The sequence below is a fragment of the Actinokineospora inagensis DSM 44258 genome, assembly GCF_000482865.1.
Classification (GTDB): Bacteria; Actinomycetota; Actinomycetes; order Mycobacteriales; family Pseudonocardiaceae; genus Actinokineospora; species Actinokineospora inagensis.
Genome location: NZ_AXWW01000058.1, coordinates 17,073 through 40,821, shown reverse-complemented (window position 1 = coordinate 40,821; position 23,749 = coordinate 17,073). Strand labels below are relative to the sequence as shown.

The following is a 23,749-nucleotide window of genomic DNA, read 5'->3' as shown; positions in this document are numbered from 1 at the left end:
GAGGTCCACCTTGGCTCAGACATTCGGTGTCAACCTGCGCGGCGTCATCGACCTGCTCAGCCACCACCTCTACAGCAGTCCCCGGGTGTACGTGCGCGAGGTGCTGCAGAACGCGGTGGACGCGGTGACCGCGCGCAGGCTGCTCGACCCGGGCGCCCCCGGCCGGATCACCGTGGAGTGCCCCGAGCACACCGGTGACGGCACGGTGCGGGTGTGCGACACCGGGATCGGTCTGGAAGAGGCCGAGGTGCACACGCTGCTGTCCACCCTGGGTGGAACGTCCAAACGGGACGAACTGGGGTTCGCCAGGCAGGACTTCCTCGGCCAGTTCGGGGTGGGGCTGCTGTCCTGCTTCCTGGTCGCCGACGAGGTGCGGCTGGTGAGCCGGTCGGCCCGCGGCGGCCGGGCGGTGCGCTGGACCGGCCGCAACGACGGCACCTACACGGTCGAAGTGGATGATTCCGCGCGCGACGAGGTGGGCACGACGCTGACGCTGCTCCCCCGCCACGACAGCGACCACTGGACCGAGCACGCCACGGTGGCCCCGCTGGCCGCGGAGTTCGGTTCGCTGCTGCCTTACCAGGTCCGCGTGGTCGGCGAGACCGACTCGACGGTGGTGACCCTGGGTGGCCTGCCGTGGGTGCGGGTGGACGGTGAGACCTCGGCGGCGCACCGGGCCCGGCTGGGCGGGTACTGCCGGTCGGTGTTCGGGTTCGAGCCGTTCGACGCGCTGCCGCTGGAGTTCGGCGCGATCGGGCTGACCGGTGTGGCGTTCGTGCTCCCGGCGGGCGCGCACCCGGGGGCGCGGCAGGCGCACCGGGTGTACCTCAAGCGGATGCTGGTCGGCACCGCGATCGAAGGTCTGCTGCCGGACTGGGCCTACTTCGTGCGGTGCGTGGTGGACACCTCGGCGCTGCGGCCGACGGCGAGCCGCGAGTCGCTCTACGAGGACGAGACGCTGCTGGCGGTCCGCGACGCGCTGGGCGAGCGGATCCGGGACTGGCTGGTGCGGTTGGCCGCGACCGAGCCGGAGCGGGCGGGCGCGCTGCTGGCCGCGCACCACATGGGGATCAAGTCACTGGCCCTGGTGGACGACGAGCTGCTGGGCCTGGCGGAGCGGTGGCTGCCGTACGAGACGACGCGCGGCGCGATGCCGCTGCGGCAGTTCCGGCGCAGCCACCCGACCGTGCTGTACACCCCGGACGTAGACGAGTTCCGCCAGTTGGCCCCGGTCGCCGCGGCGCAGGACATCGGACTGGTGAACGCGGGCTACGCCTACGACACGGACCTGTTGCGCCGGTTGGCCGAGCGGGACGGCCCGGACACCGCGCGCCGGGTGGACCCGCGCGAGTTGTTGGCCGCGCTGGGCCGCCCGGACCCGGCGACAGAGGCGGCGCTGGCGGACACCGTGCTGGTGGCCACGGCGGTGTTGCTCGACCACGACTGCGAGCCGACGCTGCGCGAGTTCGACCCGGTGTCGCTGCCCGCGCTGCTGATCGCCGACGCCGACGGCGCTCGCAGGCAGGACGCGGCGCAGGCGCAGGCGGAGGCCGATCCGCTGTGGAGCGACCTGCTCGGACACCTGGTGGACGCCGGGTCCGGCGCGGCGCAGCGGCTGGTGCTCAACACGCGCAACCCGTTGGTGACCCGGTTGGCCGGGATCACCGACCCGGAGCTGGTGGAGTCGGCGGTGCGCGCGCTCTACGTCAACGCCCTGCTGCAGTCGCACCGGCCGTTGCGCCCGAAGGACACCGCCGCGCTCACCGGGTCGTTCCTCGACCTGTTGGAGCGGGCGATCGGGGGTTCCCGTGGCTGATCCGGAGGAGCCGGACCGGGCGCGGACGCACGATCGGTTGTCCCGGCGGCTGCAGTCGGCCGACGACCTGCCCGCGAGCGCGGTCAAGTGCGAGGCGCTGGAGCGGGTGGCGCGGGCGGCGGACACCGAGGGCCTGGTCGACCTGGGGGTGGCCGCCCGGCTGGTGTTGATCAACGCCTACCGGGAGATCCGCCGCTACGACCTGATGCTGACCCCGTTCGCCTGGCTGCGGGCGACCGAGACCAGGCAGCCGGAGGCGTTCGACGACTGGGCGGTGCACCAGTTCACCTGGATGCACAAGTGGTTGCCGACCGGGCTGCTCGGCGACCCGCGGTTCACCCTGGGGCAGATCACCGCGCTGGTGGACCAGTTGGACCAGCGGTACCGGCTGCACGGGTACTCGCCGCACCCGGTGCACGACAAGCGGCGCGCGGTGGCGCACCACATCGGGGACACGGCGGCGGCGGACGGGCACTTCGCGGCGTGGCGGGCGGCCGAGCCGGACGAGATGAGCGACTGCCCGGCGTGCGTGGTGGACAGCCAGGTCGGCTACTTCGTGTCGCGGCGGCGGTTCGACGAGGCGATCGCGGTCGCCCAGCCGGTGCTGACCGAGCCGTCGGACTGCGCGGAGCAGCCGCACGGGGTGCTGGCGTCGCTGATCGAGGCGTATCTGGCGACCGGGCGGCTGGCCGACGCGGCGCGGGCGCACCTCGTGTCGTACCGGGTGGTGCGCGGCACCCCGCAGGGCCGTTCGGCGCTGCACGCGCACCTGCGGTTCTGCGCGATCACCGACAACGCCGGGCGGGGCATGGAGATCCTGGCCGACAACCTGGACGTGCTGGCCGAGCCGCCGAGCCCGAAGGTGCTGCAGGAGTTCGCGGCCGCGGCGGCGCTGCTGCTGAGCCGGGTGCCCGATCGCGCGGAGCGGGTGTTCACCGTGGGCGAGCGGGTGTTCGACGGGGAGGCGCTGCGCCGGTTCTGCGCGGAGCGGGCGGTGGCCACGGCGGCCGAGTTCGACCGGCGCAACGGCACCGACGCGGTGAGCCACCGGGTGCGCCGGACGCTGGACCTGCCGGACGTCGCGCCGGTGCTGGTCGCCGTGCCCGCGCCGCGGCCGGTCGAGGCCGCGGCGCCCGGGGCGGCGGTCAAGACGGACGCAGTGACCACAGCAGGCACAGTGGCCGTGGACCCGGTGGCGGCGGCCGGGGCGGCGTGCGCGGAGATGGAGCGGGGGCAGTTGCTCACCGGCACCCGGTTGCTCGGCGGGGTCCCGCTCGACGCCGACCTGCCGGAGCCGCTGGCGACGATGGTGGCGGTGTACCGGGACGTGTTCGGCCGGTGCCCGGACCCGGTGGCCTCGGCCGAGCGGATCGTGGCGCACCGCGAGCGGCTGCTGGCGGTCGGCGCGACCCGGGACGCGGCGGGCCTGCACCACCCGCTGTCCGGGATGTACCGGATGGCCGACCACCCCGCGCAGGCGATGGACCACGCGCGCCTGGCGATCATCGAGGGGGCGGCGGTCGACCGCCCGGACGTGGTCGTCGGCGGGCACCTGGCGGTGGCGGAGCTGCTCGGGCCGACCGATCCGGCCGGGGCGCTGGCCGCCGTCGACGCCGCGGAGGACCTGGCGACGTCCGCGCGGCCGCGGGCGCTGGGCACGGTCCGGATGTGCCGGGCGAACCTGCTGGCCGCCGGTGGCGACCTGGCGGGCGCGCTGGCGATGGTCGAGGGCCTGCTGGACGGGGTGGAGGACTGGTCGGAGTCGACCGAGTTGCGGTTGACCGGCCACCGCGCGCGGTTGCTGGCCGGGCTCGGCCGGGGCGAGGAGGCCATCGCCTGGTTCGAGGAGCTGGTCACCCGGTGCCGCGCCGTGCCGGGACCGTGGCTGGCGGACTCGCTGCTGCAGTACGCGGCCTTCGTCGACCAAGCGGGTCTGGCGGGTGAGCGGATGCGGGTGCTGCTGGACGCGGCGGCCGCGACCCGGCAGTGGCTGTACCCGGCGAGCTCGGCCAAGGCGTGCCTGTACCTCTCGTCGGGCTACCTGAGCACCGGCCGGGACCTGGAGGCCGCGGAGACCCTGGAGGAGGCGCTGCGGCTGGCGCCCGCGTCGGCCGAGGGGCTGGTGCGCGACATCCGCTACGCGCTCGCGGTGACCTGCCGCAGGCTCGGTGAGGACGAGTCGGCCGAGCGGCACTTCCGGGCGGTGGTGGCCACCTCGGCGGACCCGGCGTTCCTCGGCCACGTGCTGCACCAGATCGGCGAGATCCTGCTGGAACGCGACGACCTGGTCGGCGCGGCGGCGGTGTTCGCGGACGCGGTCGACCGCTGGCGGGTGGCCGGGCACCCGGTCGCCGCGTCCGAGTCGATGGTCCGGCTGGCGCACGCCAGGGGCCTGCTCGACCTGGCCGATGGTCTGTCCTGTTTGGACGAGGCGGCGGCCATGGTCGCGGACACCCCGGTCGACGGCGCGCTGGACCAACTGGCCGACGTGACCGGGTTCCGGGCCGCCCTGCTGGCCCACCACGAGCGGTACGAGGAGGCGTTGGCGGTCAACGCGACCGCCGAGGAGTACGCGGTCCGCCTCGGCAACGCCGACTGGCACGCGTTCCTGGCGGGCCGGGCCGCGCGGCTGCACCTCGACCTGGGCAACACCACCGCCGCCGAGGCGGAGGCCCGCCGGGCGGCCGCGCTGCTCGGCGCGGACACCGACGGCCAGACGGTCGGCGCGGTGCTCGGTTCGCTGGCGCGGGCGCTGGAGGAGCAGGGGAAGCCGGTCGAGGCCGATCCGCTGATCAAGGACCTGACCAACCGGCTGGAGTGATCAGCGCTGGGCGCGGGCGCCCGCGTAGAGGCACACGGCGGCCGCGGTGGCCAGGTTCAGGCTCTCCGCCTTGCCGTGGAGCGGAACCCGCACCGAGTCGTCCACTTGGGACAGCACATCGGCGGGCAGCCCGTGCGCCTCGCTGCCGAACACCCACGCCGTCGGCTCGGCGAGCACGCCGGAGTCGAGGGCGTCGTCCAGGTCGAGCCGCGCGTGCCCGTCGGCGGCGACCAGGCGCAACCCGGCCGCCCGACAGGAGTCCAGAACCCCGGACACGTCCCGTGATCGCGCCAGCGGCAGGTGGAAAACGCTGCCGGTGGAGGCGCGCACGCACTTGCCGTTGTGCGGGTCCACAGTGTCCCCGGCGAACAGGACAGCACCCGCCCCGGCGGCGTCGGCGACCCGGGTGACCGTGCCCGCGTTGCCCGGGTCGGACACCCCGACGAGCACGGCGACCAAGCGCGGGCGTTCGGCCAGGACAGTCCCAACCGGACGGTCCACCAGGTCGCACACGGCGACGATGCCTTGCGGCGTCACGGTTTCCGACAGGCCGTCGGCCGCGCGGTCGGAGACCTCGGAGACGAGGACGCCGGACCCCTCGGCCAGTTCGACCAGCTCGGGGTGCCGCGCCGAAGCGGCGGCGGTGACGAACAGCTCGTGCACGACGCCGAACGACAGGGCCTCCCGGACGGCCTGGCTGCCCTCGGCGAGGAAGCGGCCCGCCCGGTCGCGGCCCTGACGGCGGGTCAACGCCCGAGCGGCGACGACCCGGGGTGTGCGTTCGGTGAACGGCCGCCGGGTGGGCGGCTGGTCGAACGACACGGCCCCGGGTCGCGGACGGCTGTTCAGGAAGCGGCCTTGCCCTGGGCGCCCGCGTTGACGCGGGCCAACTCGACCAGGGCGGTGAAGGCGGTAGGGTCGCTGACCGCGAGCTCGGCGAGGATCTTGCGGTCGACCTCGACCCCGCCAACGCGCAGACCCTCGATGAAGCGGTTGTAGCTCATGCCGTTCTGCCGGGCCGCGGCGTTGATCCGCTGGATCCACAGCTTGCGGAAGTCACCCTTGCGGGCGCGACGGTCCCGGTAGGCGTAGTTGAGCGAGTGGAGCACCTGCTCCTTGGCCTTGCGGTACAGCCGCGAGCGCTGGCCGCGGTAACCGCTGGCCAGTTCGAGGGTCGTGCGGCGCTTCTTTTGGGCGTTGACCGCCCGCTTGACGCGTGCCACGGTATCCGTCCTGTCGATCTAGAGGGCGCTCGGCGACGCCCAGGTGGTCAAGGGTGGGGTACTAGCGGGCCAGCAGCCGGTTGAGGCGGCGCACGTCGGACTTGGCCACTTCCTCGGTGCCGGTGAGGCGCCGGGTGAGCGTGCTGGACTTCTTCTCCAGCTTGTGGCGCAGGCCCGCCTGCTGGCGGCGCAGCTTGCCCTTGCCGGTGATCCGCACGCGCTTGGCGGTACCGGAGTGGGTCTTCATCTTCGGCATGGTGGTTCCTCGTCGTCGTGCCGCCCGCGGGCGCGGGGCGCGCGGGCGGCCTTCGGGGGTGCGGGCCGGGGCCCGGCTGGTCACTCCTCGGTCTGGGTCTCGCCAGTGCCCGGGGAGTCGGCGTCGACGGCTTCGACGGTCTCGATGGCCGCGACGGTGTCGATGGCCTCGATCGGGTCGATGCTGTCGACGTCGATGTCCTGCTGGTCGTCGGTGGAGTTCGCCGAGGTCGACTTCGGCTTGGGCCGAACGTTCTTGTGCGGCGCCAGCACCATGATCATGTTGCGGCCGTCCTGCTTGGCGGACGACTCGACGAAGCCCAGCTCCTGCACGTCCTCGGCGAGCCGCTTGAGCAGGCGGAAGCCCAGCTCGGGGCGGGACTGCTCGCGGCCGCGGAACATGATGGTGACCTTGACCTTGTTCCCGTGCTCGAGGAAGCGAACCACGTTGCGCTTCTTGGTCTCGTAGTCGTGGGAGTCGATCTTCGGTCGGAGCTTCTGCTCCTTGATGACGGTGAGCACCTGGTTGCGCCGGGACTCGCGGGCCTTCTGCGCGCTCTCGTACTTGAACTTGCCGAAGTCCATGAGCTTGCAGACCGGCGGGCGTGCCTGGGGGGCGACCTCGACGAGATCAAGATCCGCTTCCTGCGCCAGGCGGAGGGCGTCCTCGATGCGGACGATCCCGACCTGTTCGCCGTTGGGTCCGACGAGTCGGACCTCCGGCACGCGGATGCGGTCGTTGATGCGTGTCTCCGTGCTGATGGGGCCTCCTTGGTCCGGTTGCGATCCGCGGCCGCCCCGGGCGGGCGGACACGTCACACGTCCATCCTGCGACGTGCGCGGCGCGTGCGGGCCCCGAAAAACACCTCGAGCCCCGTCCTGCCTGCTGGCAGCGCGGGGCCCGCTTCCGACCGATTGCCCGACGCGGGCGGCATGGAGCCGACGCGCACCGGGGACACCACTGTTCCACCGAGAATTCCCGGCGGTTCGCGGCAACCGGACCCGGCCTCCTCGCGGTGACTCGGGTGGGAGCGGGGGCTCCACTTTGCCGCCCCCGCACTGACGGGGGCTGGTCGCACGTGCAAGGGTAGCAGACCGTGAACGACTCCCCCGCCGCACCCGGCCCCGCCACCTCGGACGACACCGGTCCCAACCCGCGCGACCTCGGCGACATTCCCAGCGTCGAGGTGATCAGCCGGGCCGCGGTGGTGCTGATGTCGGCCGCGGCCGAGCGGCTCGGCCTCGCCGACCCCGACCCGGACACCAGCCCGCGGCGCGACCTGGACGAGGCGCGCAGGCTGATCACCGCGCTGGCCGGTCTGGTCACCGCCTCGGTCGAGTACCTCGGCCCGCACGCCGCGCCGATCCGGGACGGCCTGCAGTCGCTGCAGAAGGCGTTCCGCGAGGCGTCCGCGTTCCCGGACGAGCCGGGTCAGGGTCCGGGCGAGAAGTTCACCGGCCCGGTGTACTGACCACTCGCCCACCCGGGTGACGCCGGGCGCGGTCAGTGAGGAAATGACCAACTCCGCACCCGCACGGGTGGCCGCTGCCACATGATGAGGGGGCCTGCGACCCCGGACTCAGGAGGCGGCCCCGTGAGCACCAGCAGCCCAGCCGAGGACGCTCCCCCGCCGCGCGCCCGGCGTGACCACACCCACCTGCTGTACCTGGCCGTGGTGGTCGCGGTCGCGCTCGGCATCGCGGTGGGCCTGCTGTTCCCCGGTACCGGCAAGGCGCTGGCGCCGCTGGGCACCGGGTTCGTCGCGCTGGTCAAGATGATGATCAGCCCGATCATCTTCTGCACGATCGTGCTCGGGGTCGGCTCGGTGGCCAGGGCGAGCAGCGTCGGCCGGGTCGGCGGCCTGGCGCTGGGCTACTTCCTGGTGATGTCCACGGTCGCGCTGGCGATCGGGTTGCTGGTCGGCAACGTGCTGCACCCCGGCGACGGCCTGCACCTGACCGACGCGCTGCGGGCGACCGGCCAGGCCCAGGCCAAGAGCGGCGCGTCGACCACCGAGTTCCTGCTCGGGTTGATCCCGGCGACGCTCGTGTCGGCGCTGACCGAGGGCAACGTGCTGCAGACACTGCTGGTGGCGCTGCTCGTCGGGTTCGCCCTGCAGTTCAGCGGCGCCGCGGGCGAGCCGGTCCGGCGCGGGATCGGGCACCTGCAGCGCCTGGTGTTCCGGGTACTGGCGATGATCATGTGGGCGGCGCCGGTCGGCGCGTTCGGCGCGATCGCGGCGGTGGTCGGCGCGACCGGGGTGGCCGCGCTCACCAGCCTCGCCGTGATCATGGTGGGCTTCTACGCCACCTGCGCGCTGTTCGTCGTGGTCGTGCTGGGGCCGCTGTTGTGGACGGTCACCCGGCTGAACCTGTTCGCGCTGCTGCGCTACCTCGGCCGCGAGTTCCTGTTGATCCTGTCCACGTCGTCGTCGGAGGTGGCGCTGCCGCGGTTGATCGCGAAGATGGAGCACCTCGGGGTGAGCAAGCCGGTCGTCGGGATCACCGTGCCGACGGGCTACTCGTTCAACCTCGACGGCACCGCGATCTACCTGACGATGGCGACCCTGTTCGTCGCCAACGCGACCGGCAGGCCGATGTCGGTCGCCGAGCAGTTCGGCCTGCTGGCGTTCATGGTCGTGGCCGCCAAGGGCGCGGCCGGGGTCAGCGGCGCGGGCCTGGCGACCCTGGCGGGCGGTCTGCAGGCGCACCGGCCGGACCTGGTGCCCGGCGTCGGCCTGGTCGTGGGCGTCGACCGGTTCATGTCCGAGGCGCGGGCGTTGACCAACTTCGCGGGCAACGCGGTGGCCACGGTCCTGGTCGGCGCGTGGACCGGCGGCCTGGACCGGGACCGCGCCGCCGCCGTCCTCTCCGGCCGCCAACCGTTTGACGAGGCGACCCAGGTGGACGCACACCCCGATGACGGTGCGCACGAACCGACGGCGGAACCCGCTTCGGATTCGGCCGCACGGGCGAACGCACGGGAAAACGCGCGTGAGGCGTAGCCTGGCGCCGACGTCGTTCGTTGTACCGGCCGAGCCGCCCGCCACCGATGCCCCCGGTGCGGGCGGTTCGGCGCCTCCGGGGTCGGACGACGCGGGTTCGGGCGCCGTCGTGGCGACCGCGTGGTCGGCGGGCGAAGGCGGGGGCCCGCCTACTTCGTACGATGTACGATCGCGATCATGACCTCTCGGTGGGCCTTCCTGGCCGCCCTCGCCACGACCGGCGCGCTGCTGCTGCGCCATCCCGCGCCCGCCGGGGGGCTCGGCGGGCTGTGGTGGGTGCCGCCGTTGGTCGCGGTGGGCGCGCTGGTGCCGTTGTGGCGATTCCCCGGTCGGGCCTGGCCCTGGGTGTTGGTGGTCGGCGGGGCGTTGAGCCTGGCCGACGCGGTGTTGTGGGTGGACAGCAGCCCGTTGCCCGAGGACCCGGCCGCCCGGTTGCGGCTCGTGTCGGTGTTGACCTCGGTCGCCGCGGTCCTGCTGGTGTTGGGCGCGCTCGGCGCGGCGTCGCGGCTGCTCGCGGGTGGGCACCGGGCCTACGGTTCGGCGCTGGGCGGTATCGCGGTCGGCGCGTTCGCGGTGAGCGGTCCGTTGGCGGGCAACGGCTTTGCACCGTCCACATGGGACATAGTGCCGTTCGTGGCGGCGGGTCTCGCGGTGGCGGGCGCGGCGAGCGGCGTGCTGATGAGCAGGCGGGACGCGGGCGCGCGGCCCGGGTCGCCGTGGCTGCTGGTGGCCGGGGTGCTCGCCGCCGGGGTCGGGGTCGAGCCGGTGGGGGTGTCGGCTCTGGTGGTGCTGCTGGGGGTGGCCGTGTTCGTCGCGGTACACGCGGCGGCGGAGACGGTGGCGTTGATGGTGGTCGGCGTCGTCGGCGTGGCGCTGGTCGGCGCCGGGGCGCGGATCGACATGGGCCTGGGGTCCCGGCCGAGCGTGTTCGCCTGGGCCGCGCTGGTGGTCGGCGGCCTGGTGTTCGGCGCGCTGGGGTTGAGCCGGTGGCGGGCCGCGCTGTTCGCGATCACGGCGACGGTGGCCGGGGTGGAACTGCCGCTCGTCGGCGGGCACGCGCCGGTGTTGCTCGCCGTGGGGATCGGGCTCGTCGTGTTGGCGGGCGCGGTCGCGGCGGACCAGGTGGGCGGGGCGCCGCTGGTGTTGGTGGTGGTCCTCGGCCTGGTCGGGGCGCCCGCGGGCCCGATCGGCGACCGGGACCTGCTCGGCCCGCCGCTGGTGGACCAAGGCCACCCGACCTGGTGGGTCGCGGCGGCCCTGGTCTTGGCGGCGGCGTTCGTCGGCGTCAGCGCCCTGCTCGGCCGGACCCGGGAACCTGTTCCCAGCGCACGAACTTGAAGTTGGTGCTCACCCGGCCGTCGTCCGGGGTGTTCTCGCCGTCGTGCAGCACCAGCAGCCCGTGCGGGAAGTCCCGGCCGAGCGGGGTCGAGGTGACCGCGCCGCCGTCGCTGTGCTGCACACCGTCCACAGTGGAGCCATCGGCGACGGCGAACCCGGTGGTGTGCCGGAAGCCGCGGCTGATGTCGTAGACGACGAACGTACTGTCGCCCTGGCTGGACGCGAGCAGGGTCTTCTCGCCGTGCCTGCCGTAGGCGATCGTCAGGCCCTCGGCGTCGGCGGAGATGTACCGACCGGCGGCGGGCGACGGCGGGCCGGTGAACACGCACTCCTCGGCGGTCTCGTCGTAACCGGCGGGCCGCCCGAACTCGCGGACCCTGTCGACCAGGGCGGGCTTGCCGAACCGACCGTCCCGCAACGGGATCCGCCACACGCCGACGTCCTCCTGCGCGGCGTAGAGCACCCCGTCGGTCGGGTCGAACACCATGCCCTCGACCTGCGGCCCCTCCCCCGGGTCCTCGCACGGCGACCACGAACCGCCCGGGACCGGGAAGGTCGCGGGGAGGTCGAGCAGATCGGCGCGGCGGTAGGTGATGTGGCCGGTGCCGTCGTCGGCCAGCCGGAACACGCCGATCCGGGTCTCGTGCCGCCTGCTGGTGACCACCCACGGGGCGCCACCCGCCGGGTCCGGCACCACGGCCAGGCCGTAGGCGGTGCGCTGGTCGTCGACCTCGGCCTCGGTGGCGCTGAACGCGCGCGGCGGCGTGGCGGTGGTGACGTCGGTCAGCACGCCGGACCGATCGATGGCGTAGACCCGGATCCGGTCGCGGCCCCGGTCGGACACGACGGCGAGGTCCAGCGTGCGGCGGCCGACCCGGGCGGCCTGCACCACGTCGACGTTGTTGAACCGGCCCGCCTCGGCGTCCGGGGTGGGCGCGGGCGGCGGGGCGAAGTGCTGCAGGCGGTTGCCCGCCAGGTCGAACACGTCGAGGCCCGCGTTCTTCAGCGTGCCGATGACGCGGCTGCGCTCCGGGTGCTCGCGGTTGATCCAGATGGCCGGGTCGTCGGCGTCGGCCTTGCCACCAGCTTTGTCGTCGTAGTTCGGTGGGGTCTCGGTGACCGCGCGGACCTGGGGCAGGTCGGCGGTCGCGGGGAGGGTGAGGACGGGGAGCAGGGCCAGGGACGCCAGGACGGCGGCGGTACGGCGCATGGGGTGTGATCGTGCCCACCGCCGCTGACCGGCCGGTGAACGCGACATCACCAAATCGGATGAATCACCCGGCGGACCGGCAAGCCGCGGTGGCGGAGCCTGCTGACCAGGGCCCGGTCGGTGCCGAACCCGTAGTTGATCGGCTGCAGGTCCGGGCTGACCGCGCGCACCACCCGGAACGGGCTGGTGGCCACGTCGGCGCTGGTCACGTCCACCACCGCGACCCGCACGCCTGCCCCGCCCAACTGCGCGCCCAGGTCGGCCAGCGAGGTGTCGAAGGCGGGTTCGGGCAGGTCGGCCAGGCGCGAGGTGCCGCCGCAGCGGAGGCGGTCGAAGGCGTCGACGCGGTCGGGCGGGAAGTAGTAGGCGGCGTGGTCGAGCATGTCGCGGACCTCGGTCGGGTCGCGCGGCACCCGGTGCCGGTCGCGCAGCAGCGCCGCGAGGTGCGGGCCGGTCTGGGCGAGTTCGAGCACGGCGGAGCGGATGGCGGCGCGCGGGGAGCGGTCGGCGCCCAACCCCATCGCCACGCCCGGCCACCGCCTGCCGTCCCCGATGGCCAGGGCGACGGCGGTGCTGCCGTAGGCGGACGTGGGCAGCAGGTAGATCTCGACGGTGGGTCCCGCCTCGCGGATCGCCTCGACGACGTCGGCCACCTCGATGTCGAGCGTGTCGTCCAGCTCGACGAACCGCCCCTTGGCGCCGGTCAACCACGCCGACATCATCGCGTCGCGCTCGACGAGCTCCAGCGTCGCGGACACGGCGGCGATGTCGGCGTTGGCCCCCGCGGCGAGACCGTTGGAGGTGCCCTGGCAGATGAGGTGCTCCTTGAGCAGCCCCATGGCGAGGAAGGCGAACACGGCGGGCACCCACACCGGTCGGTCCGCGCCCAACCAGGTGCCGCGCACCCACGGGTGGTCGACCCGGCGGTCGTAGGGCACGTACGGGAAGCCCTGCGTGGCGTACTGCTGCGGTTCGTAGAGGGCGAACTCGCGCGGGTCCAGGATCTCGCCGTCGAGGTCGGCGGACCGCGCCCACACGACGCGGTCGGGGTCCGGCAGCGACGCCGAGTACCGCTCGACCGCCTCCCCCACCGCGGACAAGATCGCCTCGTGCCGGGTCATCCCCTTGCCCCAGCCGATCGGCGTGGCCCGCACGTCCACCCCCTGCGCGATGTGCGGCGGCGCCGCGGTCGCCACGAACGGCCCACCCCGCAGCGGTTCCGACACCGAGACCCACGGGATGACGCCGGTCAGCGGGTCCACCCAGCCCGCCAGGGCCTGCAGGAGCGCTTCGGGGTCGTCCTCGTCCTCGGGGAGACCGAGGGTCGCGATGCCGTCCGCGCCGCCGCAGTGCTCGCAGTCGGCGAGTGGGATCACCTTGTGCCACAACGCGTCCCCGACTTCGACCACGAAGTTCCGCAACGCCCGGTCACCGCCGATCGCGGCCCGCAGCATTTCGTCCACTGTGGACACAACGGTCGCCGGGATCGGCCTGGCGACCACCACCTCGGTCGCCTCGACGTCGACCGGACGGGACGAGGACGCGGCAGCGGCGAGCACCCGGGCCCGCGCACACGCCGCGCAACCCGGCTCCCCGGGCACCGCCAACGGCCCGACGACAACCACGCCGTCCTCGACGGCCACCGTCAACGCCCGCACCTTCGCCGCTCGCGCTTGCCGCTCGAACACCGGATCCGCCCCGAAAACCACCGCGAGCTTCGCCGTGGGCAGCACCGGTCCCCCGGCCAACGCGACGGTCGTACCGAACTCGTGCCGCACCCACTGCCGCAAGTCCTTCACCGGCGGCTTGACGGGGACGACCTTCTGCTGCCGGAACTCCGCCGGAACAGCGAACACCCGGGTAACCTCACCGGCGTCCACCCCAACCGCCGTCGTCGCGGACTCGATCGCGAGGACATCCGGCGAAACCACCTGAGTGGCGTCAATCCCATCGCCATCGACCACCTGGGTGGCCTCCGACTCGACACCGATCGACTCCGGCGGCACGACCTGAGTCGCGTCGGCCTCTTCAGGCCAGGCGGGCAACTCGACCACGATGATCGACTCGGGCCGCACCACCTGGGTGTCATCCGTTTCGCCGCCGCCAACAACCTGAGTCGTCTCCGGCTCCACCGCGACCGATTCCGGCTGCACCACCTGGGTCTCGTCCACCTCATCGACCGCGACAGCTTGCGTCGCCTCCGGCTCGGACGACGCGGCCCCGGGTGCGTCGACCACGACCGACCCGATCATCGAACCCGGCCGCACCACCTGGGTCTCGTCCACCTCGGGTGAGGCCGAGGTGGACGCGGGTGGCGGGGGTCGGGTGTCGACCGCGCCGGAGTTGGCGGCCCAGCCGGTGGTGTCGTCGGTGGGCACCTGGTCACCACCCACGCGGCGGGCCGCACGGCTGGGGTCCACTGTGGTCGTTGTCACGGCGGAGGTGGTGGCGGCCGGGGGCGATCAGGCGGAACTCGGCGGGGGCCGTGATGCCCTTGCGCGCGTCCCAGCGGCGCAGCCGCTCGTCGCCGTGGACGAGGGCCAGCGCTGCGGCGGTGGCGCGGTGCGGCTGCACGACTCTGGCTTCGAGCTCCCTGGTGTCGGACACGGACAGACCCCTCCCGGCCGCGGGCCCGGGTGGCCGCGACTACGAGGTAAGAGCCAGCATCCGCGACCGGGATACACCGTGTCCAGTTGTCATTTCCGCTGGTTACCACCCGAAACCGGGCGTGCTCCCGGGGTAGTCGCCGCGCTCACATGACGTGCGCGAGGAACTCGCCGGTGTAACTGCCGTCCGCCTTCACCACGTCCTCCGGGGTGCCCTCGGCGATGACCGTGCCGCCGCCGGAGCCGCCCTCGGGGCCCATGTCGACGATCCAGTCCGAACCCTTGATCACGTCCAGGTTGTGCTCGATGACGATCACCGTGTTGCCCTTGTCGACCAGGCCGTTGATCACGCCGAGCAGCTTGCGGATGTCCTCGAAGTGCAGGCCGGTGGTGGGCTCGTCGAGGATGTAGACGGTGCGGCCGGTGGAGCGCTTCTGCAGCTCGCTGGCCAGTTTCACCCGCTGTGCCTCGCCGCCGGACAGGGTCGGCGCTGGCTGGCCGAGCCGGACGTAGCCGAGGCCGACGTCGACCAGGGTGGCCAGGTGCCGGTGGATGGCCTTGATCGGCTCGAAGAACTCGGCTGCCTCCTCGATCGGCATGTCCAGGATCTCGGCGATCGTCTTGCCCTTGTAGTGCACCTCCAGGGTTTCCCGGTTGTACCGGGCGCCCTTGCAGACCTCGCACGGGACGTACACGTCGGGCAGGAAGTTCATCTCGATCTTGATGGTGCCGTCGCCCGCGCAGGCCTCACAGCGGCCGCCCTTGACGTTGAAGGAGAACCGGCCGGGCTGGTAGCCGCGGACCTTCGCCTCGGTGGTGGACGCGAACAACTTCCGCATGTGGTCGAACACGCCGGTGTACGTGGCCGCGTTGGACCTCGGCGTGCGGCCGATCGGCGACTGGTCGACCTGCACCAGCTTGTCGACGTGCTCCAGGCCCTTCACCCGGGTGTGGCGACCGGGCACCTGCCGCGCGCCGTTGAGCTTGTTCGCCAGCACCGTCGCCAGGATGTCGTTGACCAAGGTGGACTTGCCGGAGCCGGACACCCCCGTCACCGACACCAGCGCGCCCAGCGGGAACGACACGTCGATGCCGCGCAGGTTGTGCTCGCGCGCGCCCACCACGGTCAACTGCCGCTTCTTGTCGATGGGCCTGCGCACGTCGGGCATCGGGATCTCGCTGCGCCCGGACAGGTACGCCCCGGTCAGCGACTCCTTGTTCTTCAACAACTCCTTGAACGTGCCGCTGTGCACGACCTTGCCGCCGTGCTCCCCCGCGCCGGGGCCGATGTCGACCACCCAGTCCGACGCGCGGATGGTGTCCTCGTCGTGCTCGACGACGATCAGCGTGTTGCCCAGGTCACGCAGCCGGGTCAGCGTCTCGATCAGCCGGTGGTTGTCCCGCTGGTGCAGCCCGATCGACGGCTCGTCCAGCACGTACAGCACGCCGACCAGGCCGGAGCCGATCTGCGTGGCCAGCCGGATCCGCTGCGCCTCGCCACCGGACAGGGTGCCGGACGCGCGGTCCAGCGACAGGTAGTCCAGCCCCACGTCGAGCAGGAACCGCAGCCGCGCCTGGATCTCCTTGAGCACGGCACCCGCGATCATCGTCTCGCGCCTGCCCAGCTTCAGGCCGTCCAGGAACGCCGAGCACTCGCCGATCGACATGTTGGAGACCTCGGCGATGGACTTGTCGCCCTGCTTGGCGTGCGCGAGCGTCACCGCCAGGATCTCCGGCTTCAGGCGGGTACCGCGGCACGACGGGCACGGCACCTCCCGCATGTAGCCCTCATACTTCTCCCGCATGTACTCGGAGTCGGTCTGCTCCTGCCGCCGCTCCAGGAACGGGATCACGCCCTCGAACGCGGCGTAGTACGAGCGCTCGCGGCCGTAGCGGTTCTTGTAGCGCACGTGCACCTGATCGCTGACGCCGTGCAGCACCGCTTTCTGCGCCTTCGCCGGGAGCTTGCGCCACGGGGCGTCCATCCGGAACCCGACCGACTCCGACAGCGACGTGAGCAGCCGGATGAAGTACTCGGCGGTCTGCCCGCCCGCCCACGGCGCGATCGCCCCGTCGGCCAGCGACAGCTCGTCGTCCGGCACCACCAGCTCCGGGTCGACCTCCTTCTTCACGCCGATGCCGGTGCACTCCGGGCACGCGCCGTAGGGCGAGTTGAACGAGAACGACCGCGGCTCCAGGTCCTCGACGCCGAGCGGGTGCCCGTTCGGGCAGGCCAGGTGCTCGGAGAAGCCCCTGGTGCGGTTCGGGTCGGTCTCCGGGAGGTCGACGAACTCCAGCTCGACCAGCCCGTCGGCCAGCCGCAGCGCCGTCTCCACCGAGTCGGTGAGCCGCTGCTTGGACGCCGCCTTCACCGCCAGCCGGTCGATCACCACCGAGATGTCGTGCTTCTCCTGCTTCTTCAGCTTCGGCGGGTCGGTCAGCGGGTGCACCGTGCCGTCCACCATCGCCCGCGAGTAGCCCTGGGTCTGCAGGTTCGCGAACAGGTCGACGTACTCGCCCTTGCGGCCGCGCACGACCGGGGCGAGCACCTGGAACCGGACCCCCTGCTCCATCGCCAGCACCTGGTCGACGATCTGCTGCGGGGTCTGCTTGCTGATCGGCTCACCGCAGGTGGGGCAGTGCGGCTTGCCCGCGCGCGCGTAGAGCAGCCGCAGGTAGTCGTAGACCTCGGTGATCGTGCCGACCGTTGACCGCGGGTTGCGGCTGGTCGACTTCTGGTCGATGGACACCGCGGGCGAGAGGCCCTCGATGAAGTCGACGTCCGGCTTGTCCATCTGACCGAGGAACTGCCGCGCGTACGCCGAGAGCGACTCGACGTAGCGGCGCTGCCCCTCGGCGAAGATCGTGTCGAAGGCCAGGCTGGACTTGCCGGAGCCGGACAGGCCGGTGAACACGACCAGGCTGTCGCGCGGGAGGTCGATGTCCACGCCACGCAGGTTGTGCTCCCGGGCGCCGCGAACGACGAGGCGGTCGGCCACTGAGGTCCCTTCAGTAGTGCTGAGCACCGGTGCGTACCGGGGTGCACTCGGCGTACACGGTGTACTCGGTGTGCTCGGTGGTACTTCGGTGCTCTTGGCGGTTCTTGCTCACTGTCTCGGGGTGCCCCCGCTGGTCCGGCGGGCCCCTGGTGCGCGGCGGACGACACGAGGTCGTGCGCGCCCCGGGGACACGAATGCCCACGTCACCGGCCGGTTACCCGGCTGGCGGCTGAGGACGGGCGGTTGCGAGGGGGATGCTAGACGGGGGCACCGACAATTCTGACCGACCGGGAGACCCGATGCACCCGCGCGGCCGGTACCCACCGGTAACCGCAACGGCTTACGCTGAGGGTGGGAGCACGTTGCTCCGATCACACCAGCAGCACCAGTCCCGGGGGTGGGTATGAGCGTGTCCGACACATCCGCGCACGCGTCCGAGAGCGCGAGCACGACCACCGGAGCGGCCGCCTCGGCGGCCGAACTGCCTGGTCAGCGCCGATCCGACAGCGCGAGCCGGGCCGTGGCCGGGCACCAGGCGGTCCGCGAGGCGTGGACCGTGCTGCACCGGGTGGTCGCGGAGCTGCCGGACCCGGCGTACCGCGCGTCCAGCACGCTGCCCGGCTGGACCAGGGCACACGTCGTCTCCCACCTCGCCCGCAACGCCGACGCCCTGGTCAACCTGATGACCTGGGCCCGCACCGGCGTCGAACACCCGGCCTACGCCAGCCGCGCCGACCGGAACGCCGACATCGCCGACGGCGCGGGCCGCCTGGTCCAGGTCATCCGCGAGGACCTCTACGCCGCCTGTGACCGATTCCACACCGCGGCGGCCCGGCTGACCGACGCCGACTGGGGTGTCACCGTGCTGCACCCGTCCGGTGCGCCCATCAGCGCCGCCGAGGTCCCCGAACTGGCCCTGTCCGAGGCGTGGAACCACCTGGTCGACCTGGACGCGGGCATCACCTACGCCGACATCCCCGCGGGCCACCTGGACCGACTGCTGGACCTGGCCGTCCGCCCACGTCGCGCCAGGGGCGCGGGCACCCCGTTGCGCCTGGTCGCCGACCTGCCGGACGGCCGCCAACGCACCTGGGAACTGCCCATCGCCACCCCCACCAGCTCACGCGAACTGTCCGGTCCGGCCGCCGCCGTCCTGGGCTGGCTGATGGGCCGAACCCCCGGCGACAAGCTCGCCGGAACGCCGCCGGAGCTGGACGCCTGGGCCTGAACCGCCACGCGCGGGAGTTCACGCGGGGTTTGTCCGAGGGGCGAGTGCCCCGCGGACCGCGCTGATTTCCGCATGTCAGCGCACCGGTGAGGTGGCCATCGCCACCTCGTCCAACTTCCGGTCGCCGGGGGAGTCGGTGCGAGCGGCGGGGACGACGACGTCCTCGATGTCTTCGCTGCCCTTTCTGCCCTTGATGTCCTCGTGCGGCGGTCGGGCCACCGTGGCGAAGTTCGTCGCGAGGGCGCGCAGCCTGGCCCAGGCGGTCGGGCCGTGCGCGACCAGCCAGGCGTGTGCCGGGCGTTCCACCAGGTGGGTGATCGCCCAACCGAGGAGTACGGCCATGGCGGAGCAGGCGAACAACCGGCCCCACGGGCCGATGCCCGCGTCCAGCAGGTAGCGGGCCAAGACGAAACCCAACTCCTGGTGCACGAGGTACACGCCGAAGGAGATGCCCGCGAGCCAGCGGATCGAACCCGCCAGGTGGCGGATGCCGGGGATGTCCCAGTCCGGCCCGCCCGCGGCGGCCACGATGCCGACCAGGACCACGCCGAACGCGACGGTCGACGGGGTGTCGGTGAAGTAGGCGTGCGCGTCCTGGGCGACCAGCGCGGCCACCAGGTACCCGGCGAGGTGCGCGCCGGACATGCGGTGCCTGGTCCACAGCCAGATCGCCACGCCGACGCCGAAGAGGGCGACCCGGTGCAGGGCGAGGCCGTCGAACACCGACTTGACCCACTGGGCGGAGTCGTCGCCGCGCCACAGGTAGCGGATCACCAGCGGCGCCACGACCAGCGTCCACAGCGTGACCGTCAGCGCCCGGCCGCGCAGCCGGCCGCGCGGCCACAACAGGGCGGCGGCCACGAACGACATCAACTGCACCGGCAGCGTCCAGTACGAGGCATCGATCCAGTGGAAGTCCGGCGCCCAGGCCTGCACGAGGAACAGGTTCGCGAGGAGATCGGTGTGCGTTGGCAGGTACCAGCCGAACGCGGTGGCGGTCGCCCGGGACACGCAATACGTGACCACGACGGCGACCAGGTACGCGGGCAGTAGTCGGGCCACCCGGTTGAACAGCCAGCGCTTGGTCGCGCCCCGCCGCACCGTCACGCACACGAAGAACGCGGAGATGACCAGCAGGGTGCTCGCGCCGAACTGCAACGGGAGCTTGAACGGATAAGGTCCCAGTTCCGCGTGGTTGATCGGCGACTGGTGGGTGATGTGCTGCACCACGACCGAGTACACGGCCACGACGCGCAACACGTCCCAGCTGATCTTCCGCGGGGACCGCTTCTGGTTCGCTGTCTCAGGTCTCAGCACGAGCATCCAGGTGTCGGCGACAGGGGGCGAATATTAGGTCACGCTCTGGTAACAGGATAAGGGGCTAACCTGTGGTACGCCTGAGGAGGTCCTGAGAGGTAGCGTCGCGCCCCGTGGACCTCGTTGAGACCTATACCGGCCATGTCGACCCCGGCGGCCCGGCGGCCCGCCGCGACCTCCCCGCGCTCACCGTCACCAAGCTGTCGGTCGGCCCGATGGACAACAACGCGTACCTGCTGACCTGCCGCGCCACCCGCGAAGCCCTCCTGATCGACGCCGCGAACGACCCGGAGCGCATCTCCGACCTCATCGGCTACGGCAAGGACCGCCCGACGCTGCGCACCATCGTCACCACCCACCAGCACGGCGACCACTGGCAGGCGCTGGGCGCCACGGCGGGCGCGTTCGGCGCCAACACCATCGCGCACCCCCTCGACGCCCATGTCCTTCCCGTACCACCGGACCGCCTGGTCACCCACGGGGACACCATCGAAGTGGGCGAGGTCACCCTCGAGGTCATCCACCTGCGCGGCCACACCCCCGGCTCCATCGCCCTCCTCCACCGAACCCCAACCCCCCACCTCTTCACCGGCGACTCCCTCTTCCCCGGCGGCCCCGGCCGCACCACCACCCGGCAAGACTTCACCAGCCTGATGAACGACCTCGAGTCCCGCGTCTTCGCCGACCTCCCCGACACCACCACCATCTACCCCGGCCACGGCGACGACACCACCCTCGGGGCAGAGCGCCCCCACCTGGCGGAATGGCGAGCCAGGGGTTGGTAACAGTCCACATCGGACACCGGCGGCACTGGCGAACCACCGGCCACTGGCCGCCGGTGGCCGGTTGGACCGGTCGATCGCGTCGGCAGGTGGGGCAGCGCCAGAAGTACGGTCGGTCCCCTGCGCTTGTCGGACGAGCGCCAGAGTCCAAAGTCGCGGTCGCAGGTGTCGCAGTGCGGTGGGTCGCCGTGGGCCTCGGCGTTCAGGTCGGTGAGCAACCGGGTGGCGAACGCGGCGCCGCGGATGGCGAGCATGACCTCGCGGCTCCGGTACTGGACAGCGGGTTCTGGCTGCCGAGCAACACGGACGGCCACCCCGCGCGCCGCGGCGATGAGGTCGACGAAGATCCTGCTCTTGCGGCCGACCCACGGTGACCACATCCACACCGAGGTGTTGGCGGCGGTGAGCTGCTCGCGCAACGCCTCGTCGAAGGCGAACTCGTCGTGGATGTCGGTCACGTCGACCAGTCCACGCAGCACCTCGCCGAGTTCGGCCTCGACCGGTGAGGCAGGGGCGATGTCCACCGAATCGGCCATTCCCAGCAGCACGCTCGCCCGGCACCACTGGACGAGGTTGTCGCGCTCGAGCCGACGCACCGCCCCGAGGGGCGCATCGCCCTGGGCGCCGGTCACGGCGTGGCGGTCGACGATCAGGTAGAGCCTGCGCCGCGCTCGCGTGATCCCCACCCCGAACAGGCGCACACCCGCGCGTTCGAAGTCCGTGCCGCGCCACCGGGCCGCCGCGACCCAACCCCGGCCGTCCTCAACGAGGTCGAACACGACCGTGCCGAACTCCCGTCCCTGGAAGGAGTGCACCGTGCCGACCGGCACGGTGAGTTTGCGGTTCGCGTCCTGCAGCGCGGCGTGGGTCGCCTCGACCTGCTGCCGGTACGCGGTCACCACACCGACCCATCGGGGTCCGCGGCGTGGTGCTCAGCGAGCGCGCGGGCCAGCAGCGCACCCACCGCCCACCAGCCCGCGTACCTCGTGCTCCGGCGCACCTGGTTGATCTCGGCCAACCCGTGCACGTCAACGAGCACGATCTCGGTGTCCGCGGGCGGTCTGCCGCCGGTCTCGGTGAAACCGTCCGCGAGCACGCGGTAGACGACGTCGTTGGCCAGCTTGCGCAGGCTCGGACCGAACCGGAACTGGTGCCGCAGGCCGATGCAGCCCGGGTTGTCCTCGACGTCCTCCGGCGTCCGGATCCCGCAGTGGGTGAAGGCGTCCGGGACGAGCCACTTGGCCACTGACGGCTTCTTGAGCCGTTCGGCCTCGCTGGCCCGAGTTGGAGGAAGTCGCCGAGCAGCGTCGCCGTGGTCGTGGCGCGGCCCACCGCGAGCAGCACCTCGCCGAGCACGGCCGCCCCGGCCTCGTCGACCAGCACCACGTCGAACCGCTGGCCCGCCACCGCGTGGTGCGCCCGCGACCGGGCGAGTGTGGTCGCCACGACGCGTGCCCTGGCGACGATCTCACCTTCGGCGTCCCTGCGGAGCTCGGCCATCCGCTGGTCTAGGTCCCGCAACTGCTCCTGCAGCCAGGTCCGCTCCCGTTGCCGCTCCTCGTGTTCGACGCGCCGAGCGGCGCGTCGGTGGTACAGCAGGGGAAGATCCGCTCGTTCGTCGGCGGCCACCTGCTCGGGGTCGGCGTGGGTGGCGACTCCGCGCTTGGCGATCCCGGCGCACCGCGCACCGAGTTCGGCCACCAGGCGGGCGCCCGCGGCCGCATGGTCGGTGGCCTGCCGGAGGCGGGTCATGGCGCGCCCGTGGTGCTGGGCGTGAGTGACCACATCGGACTCGGTGACCGGGTGCGCCGCCGCTCGACTCTGTTCGATCAACGGGTCCAACGCCCGGCGTTGACCGCGGACGTGGTCGGCCAACCGGGCGAGTTCGGCCCGCCCGCGCTTGAGTTCACCCGCGGCGCGCCTCTTGGCCAGCCAGCCCCCCGTCGCGCGGTCGACGCGGAACTGGAGGTCCTTGACTGTGGCCGCCAGTCCGTCGAGTTCCCGGTCGTTGGCCGCCAGCCGGTCCGCCATGTCCTTGGCCCTGGCCAACTCCTGCCACACGGGTTCGAGTTCCCGGCGCCGCGCCTCCGCCGTCGTGGCGACCGCCCGTGCCGACCGCAGTTTCTTCGTCCGCCGCTCGGTGGTCGGACTCCGCGGCGCGCAGTCGGGCGGTCATGACGGAGAGGTCGTCGGCGTTGCGGATGCGGGCGCGGGCGGCGAGGTGGGCGTCGTGGTCGTAGTTCGCGAGGACTTGGTCGGCTTCGCGCAGTCGCTCGTCCACATCGCCCATCGCCTCGAGTTGACCCTGCACCAGGAGCCGTTCGGCCTCCTTGAGCGCGTTGTCGACCGCGACATTGGTGGTGGATACCAGCAACACCCGTTTGCCCGCTTTGACCAAATCTTCAATCGCACTCGCGGGAACACGCGTCTTCCCGGTTCCCGGCGGCCCCCACACCGCGTGCAGTCCCGGTTCGACACACGCCGCGTACGCGAAGGTCTGGGCGGGTAAGAATCCCGCCGGGTATCCGGTCGCGCGGCGCGGAACCGGATCGAGCGCGCCCGCGGCCAGTTTGTCCGCCAATGGCGCGTTGTCGAGCCCGGCAATCCCCTGCCGCAACTTCGTCCACAGGTACTGCGGGGTCGGCCGGACCGTCCAGAGAATGTCGCAACCGGCCGGGAGCCGACCGGAAACGCGGACCTTGAGGACCTCGTCGACCACCTGGCTGCGCTCGACCGCGATCGGCGTGCCGCGTTCGGGCCCGGTTTTGTCGGCGAGGCAGAGTTGGTCGAGGCTGTCCACCGACGGCGGCCTGCCCGCGCCGACCCTCAGGTCGAGCGAGTACCAGCCGTCCCCGTCCAGCGGTACCACCCGGCCAAGCGAACGCCATTCCCCCTGCTTGTCGCGAGTCGACTTGCTCAAGACCTCGTCGATGGCATCGAGCAGTTCGTGCTTCCAGTCAGACACCAGTCCCCCACGATCTGCCTGTCCAGCGGTGAAAGCATTAAACCAAGCACCGCCGCGGCGGAACCCGGCACCCGGACAACCCCGAATCGGCGAACTGGTGTTCGACAACACCCGTTGGGACATTCGAGTGATTGCGCGGTACCGCCGGTCCGCGGTTCGCATTCCGCTCTACGGTGATCAACGG

At 72.3% G+C, this 23,749-nt stretch carries 18 protein-coding genes and 2 pseudogenes; 7 read left to right on the top strand and 13 right to left on the bottom strand.

Annotation, left to right across the window (positions count from 1 at the left end; genetic code table 11):
- The first annotated feature begins 10 nt into the window (after positions 1 to 10).
- Positions 11 to 1,816, top strand: a complete 1,806-nt coding sequence (locus tag H504_RS0121300) for an HSP90 family protein (RefSeq protein ID WP_026424425.1) — start codon at positions 11 to 13, stop codon at positions 1,814 to 1,816.
- Complete coding sequence (locus H504_RS0121295) at positions 1,809 to 4,637, top strand: tetratricopeptide repeat protein (protein ID WP_026424424.1); 2,829 nt, start codon at positions 1,809 to 1,811, stop codon at positions 4,635 to 4,637. The genes H504_RS0121300 and H504_RS0121295 overlap by 8 nt, the downstream gene beginning before the upstream one ends.
- Here the strand turns inward: H504_RS0121295 and H504_RS0121290 are convergent, their stop codons facing one another.
- The 4 genes and pseudogenes from H504_RS0121290 to infC all read right to left on the bottom strand — a co-directional run.
- The gene (locus H504_RS0121290) at positions 4,638 to 5,459 is read right to left on the bottom strand and encodes a TrmH family RNA methyltransferase (protein WP_026424423.1); all 822 of its coding nucleotides are present in this window, start codon (positions 5,457 to 5,459) and stop codon (positions 4,638 to 4,640) included. It lies immediately after the preceding gene.
- Between the two features lie 23 nt (positions 5,460 to 5,482).
- A complete protein-coding gene (rplT, locus tag H504_RS0121285) occupies positions 5,483 to 5,860 on the bottom strand; it encodes a 50S ribosomal protein L20 (RefSeq protein WP_026424422.1) in 378 nt (125 codons plus the stop codon).
- A gap of 61 nt (positions 5,861 to 5,921) precedes the next feature.
- Positions 5,922 to 6,116: a 50S ribosomal protein L35 gene (gene rpmI / locus H504_RS0121280; protein WP_026424421.1), complete on the bottom strand. Its 195-nt coding sequence runs from the start codon at positions 6,114 to 6,116 to the stop codon at positions 5,922 to 5,924.
- 221 nt (positions 6,117 to 6,337) lie between these two features.
- Positions 6,338 to 6,934, bottom strand: a pseudogene (gene infC, locus H504_RS36235) (translation initiation factor IF-3); the annotation flags it as partial.
- A 278-nt stretch (positions 6,935 to 7,212) separates the two neighbouring features.
- Between infC and H504_RS0121270 the strand changes: the two are divergent.
- The 3 genes from H504_RS0121270 (at position 7,213) to H504_RS0121260 (ending at position 10,458) form a co-directional block, all read left to right on the top strand.
- Positions 7,213 to 7,587, top strand: coding sequence for a DUF1844 domain-containing protein (locus H504_RS0121270; protein WP_026424420.1), 375 nt, complete (start codon positions 7,213 to 7,215; stop codon positions 7,585 to 7,587).
- Positions 7,588 to 7,710: 123 nt separating this feature from the next.
- On the top strand, positions 7,711 to 9,120 hold the full coding sequence (locus tag H504_RS0121265; protein ID WP_051386095.1) for a cation:dicarboxylate symporter family transporter: 1,410 nt from the start codon (positions 7,711 to 7,713) through the stop codon (positions 9,118 to 9,120).
- 177 nt (positions 9,121 to 9,297) lie between these two features.
- Complete coding sequence (locus H504_RS0121260; RefSeq protein WP_026424418.1) at positions 9,298 to 10,458, top strand: hypothetical protein; 1,161 nt, start codon at positions 9,298 to 9,300, stop codon at positions 10,456 to 10,458.
- Here H504_RS0121260 and H504_RS0121255 read toward each other — a convergent pair.
- The 4 genes from H504_RS0121255 to uvrA form a co-directional block, all read right to left on the bottom strand.
- Positions 10,406 to 11,668 (bottom strand): phytase, encoded by a 1,263-nt coding sequence (locus H504_RS0121255; RefSeq protein ID WP_026424417.1) that lies wholly within the window; start codon positions 11,666 to 11,668, stop codon positions 10,406 to 10,408. The two genes, H504_RS0121260 and H504_RS0121255, sit on opposite strands and share 53 nt — an antisense overlap.
- Positions 11,669 to 11,715: 47 nt before the next feature.
- The gene (locus H504_RS0121250; RefSeq protein WP_157440549.1) at positions 11,716 to 14,046 is read right to left on the bottom strand and encodes a TOMM precursor leader peptide-binding protein; all 2,331 of its coding nucleotides are present in this window, start codon (positions 14,044 to 14,046) and stop codon (positions 11,716 to 11,718) included.
- A gap of 4 nt (positions 14,047 to 14,050) precedes the next feature.
- On the bottom strand, positions 14,051 to 14,275 hold the full coding sequence (locus H504_RS0121245; protein ID WP_026424415.1) for a hypothetical protein: 225 nt from the start codon (positions 14,273 to 14,275) through the stop codon (positions 14,051 to 14,053).
- 145 nt (positions 14,276 to 14,420) lie between these two features.
- Positions 14,421 to 17,273 (bottom strand): excinuclease ABC subunit UvrA, encoded by a 2,853-nt coding sequence (gene uvrA, locus H504_RS0121240; protein WP_026424414.1) that lies wholly within the window; start codon positions 17,271 to 17,273, stop codon positions 14,421 to 14,423.
- Between the two features lie 409 nt (positions 17,274 to 17,682).
- Between uvrA and H504_RS36230 the strand changes: the two genes are divergently transcribed.
- Complete coding sequence (locus H504_RS36230; protein ID WP_035305208.1) at positions 17,683 to 18,501, top strand: maleylpyruvate isomerase family mycothiol-dependent enzyme; 819 nt, start codon at positions 17,683 to 17,685, stop codon at positions 18,499 to 18,501.
- 75 nt (positions 18,502 to 18,576) lie between these two features.
- On the opposite strand, the gene H504_RS36225 is transcribed toward H504_RS36230, so the two are convergent.
- Positions 18,577 to 19,824 carry an acyltransferase family protein gene (locus tag H504_RS36225; protein WP_051386093.1) on the bottom strand — a complete coding sequence of 416 codons (1,248 nt, stop codon included), beginning with the start codon at positions 19,822 to 19,824 and terminating at the stop codon, positions 18,577 to 18,579.
- 107 nt (positions 19,825 to 19,931) lie between these two features.
- Here H504_RS36225 and H504_RS0121225 point away from each other — a divergent pair, with 107 nt between their 5' ends.
- Positions 19,932 to 20,603 carry an MBL fold metallo-hydrolase gene (locus H504_RS0121225; RefSeq protein ID WP_026424413.1) on the top strand — a complete coding sequence of 224 codons (672 nt, stop codon included), beginning with the start codon at positions 19,932 to 19,934 and terminating at the stop codon, positions 20,601 to 20,603.
- Here H504_RS0121225 and H504_RS42625 read toward each other — a convergent pair.
- The 4 genes and pseudogenes from H504_RS42625 to H504_RS0121205 form a co-directional block, all read right to left on the bottom strand.
- Entirely contained in the window at positions 20,525 to 21,499 is a 975-nt protein-coding gene (locus H504_RS42625; RefSeq protein ID WP_026424412.1) for an AAA domain-containing protein, read from the bottom strand. The two genes, H504_RS0121225 and H504_RS42625, sit on opposite strands and share 79 nt — an antisense overlap.
- A complete protein-coding gene (locus tag H504_RS42110) occupies positions 21,496 to 21,846 on the bottom strand; it encodes a hypothetical protein (protein WP_026424411.1) in 351 nt (116 codons plus the stop codon). The genes H504_RS42625 and H504_RS42110 overlap by 4 nt, the downstream gene beginning before the upstream one ends.
- A gap of 26 nt (positions 21,847 to 21,872) precedes the next feature.
- Positions 21,873 to 22,352: pseudogene (locus H504_RS44090) on the bottom strand (AAA domain-containing protein); the annotation flags it as partial.
- 154 nt (positions 22,353 to 22,506) lie between these two features.
- A complete protein-coding gene (locus tag H504_RS0121205; RefSeq protein WP_026424409.1) occupies positions 22,507 to 23,565 on the bottom strand; it encodes an AAA domain-containing protein in 1,059 nt (352 codons plus the stop codon).
- Positions 23,566 to 23,749: the final 184 nt, after the last annotated feature.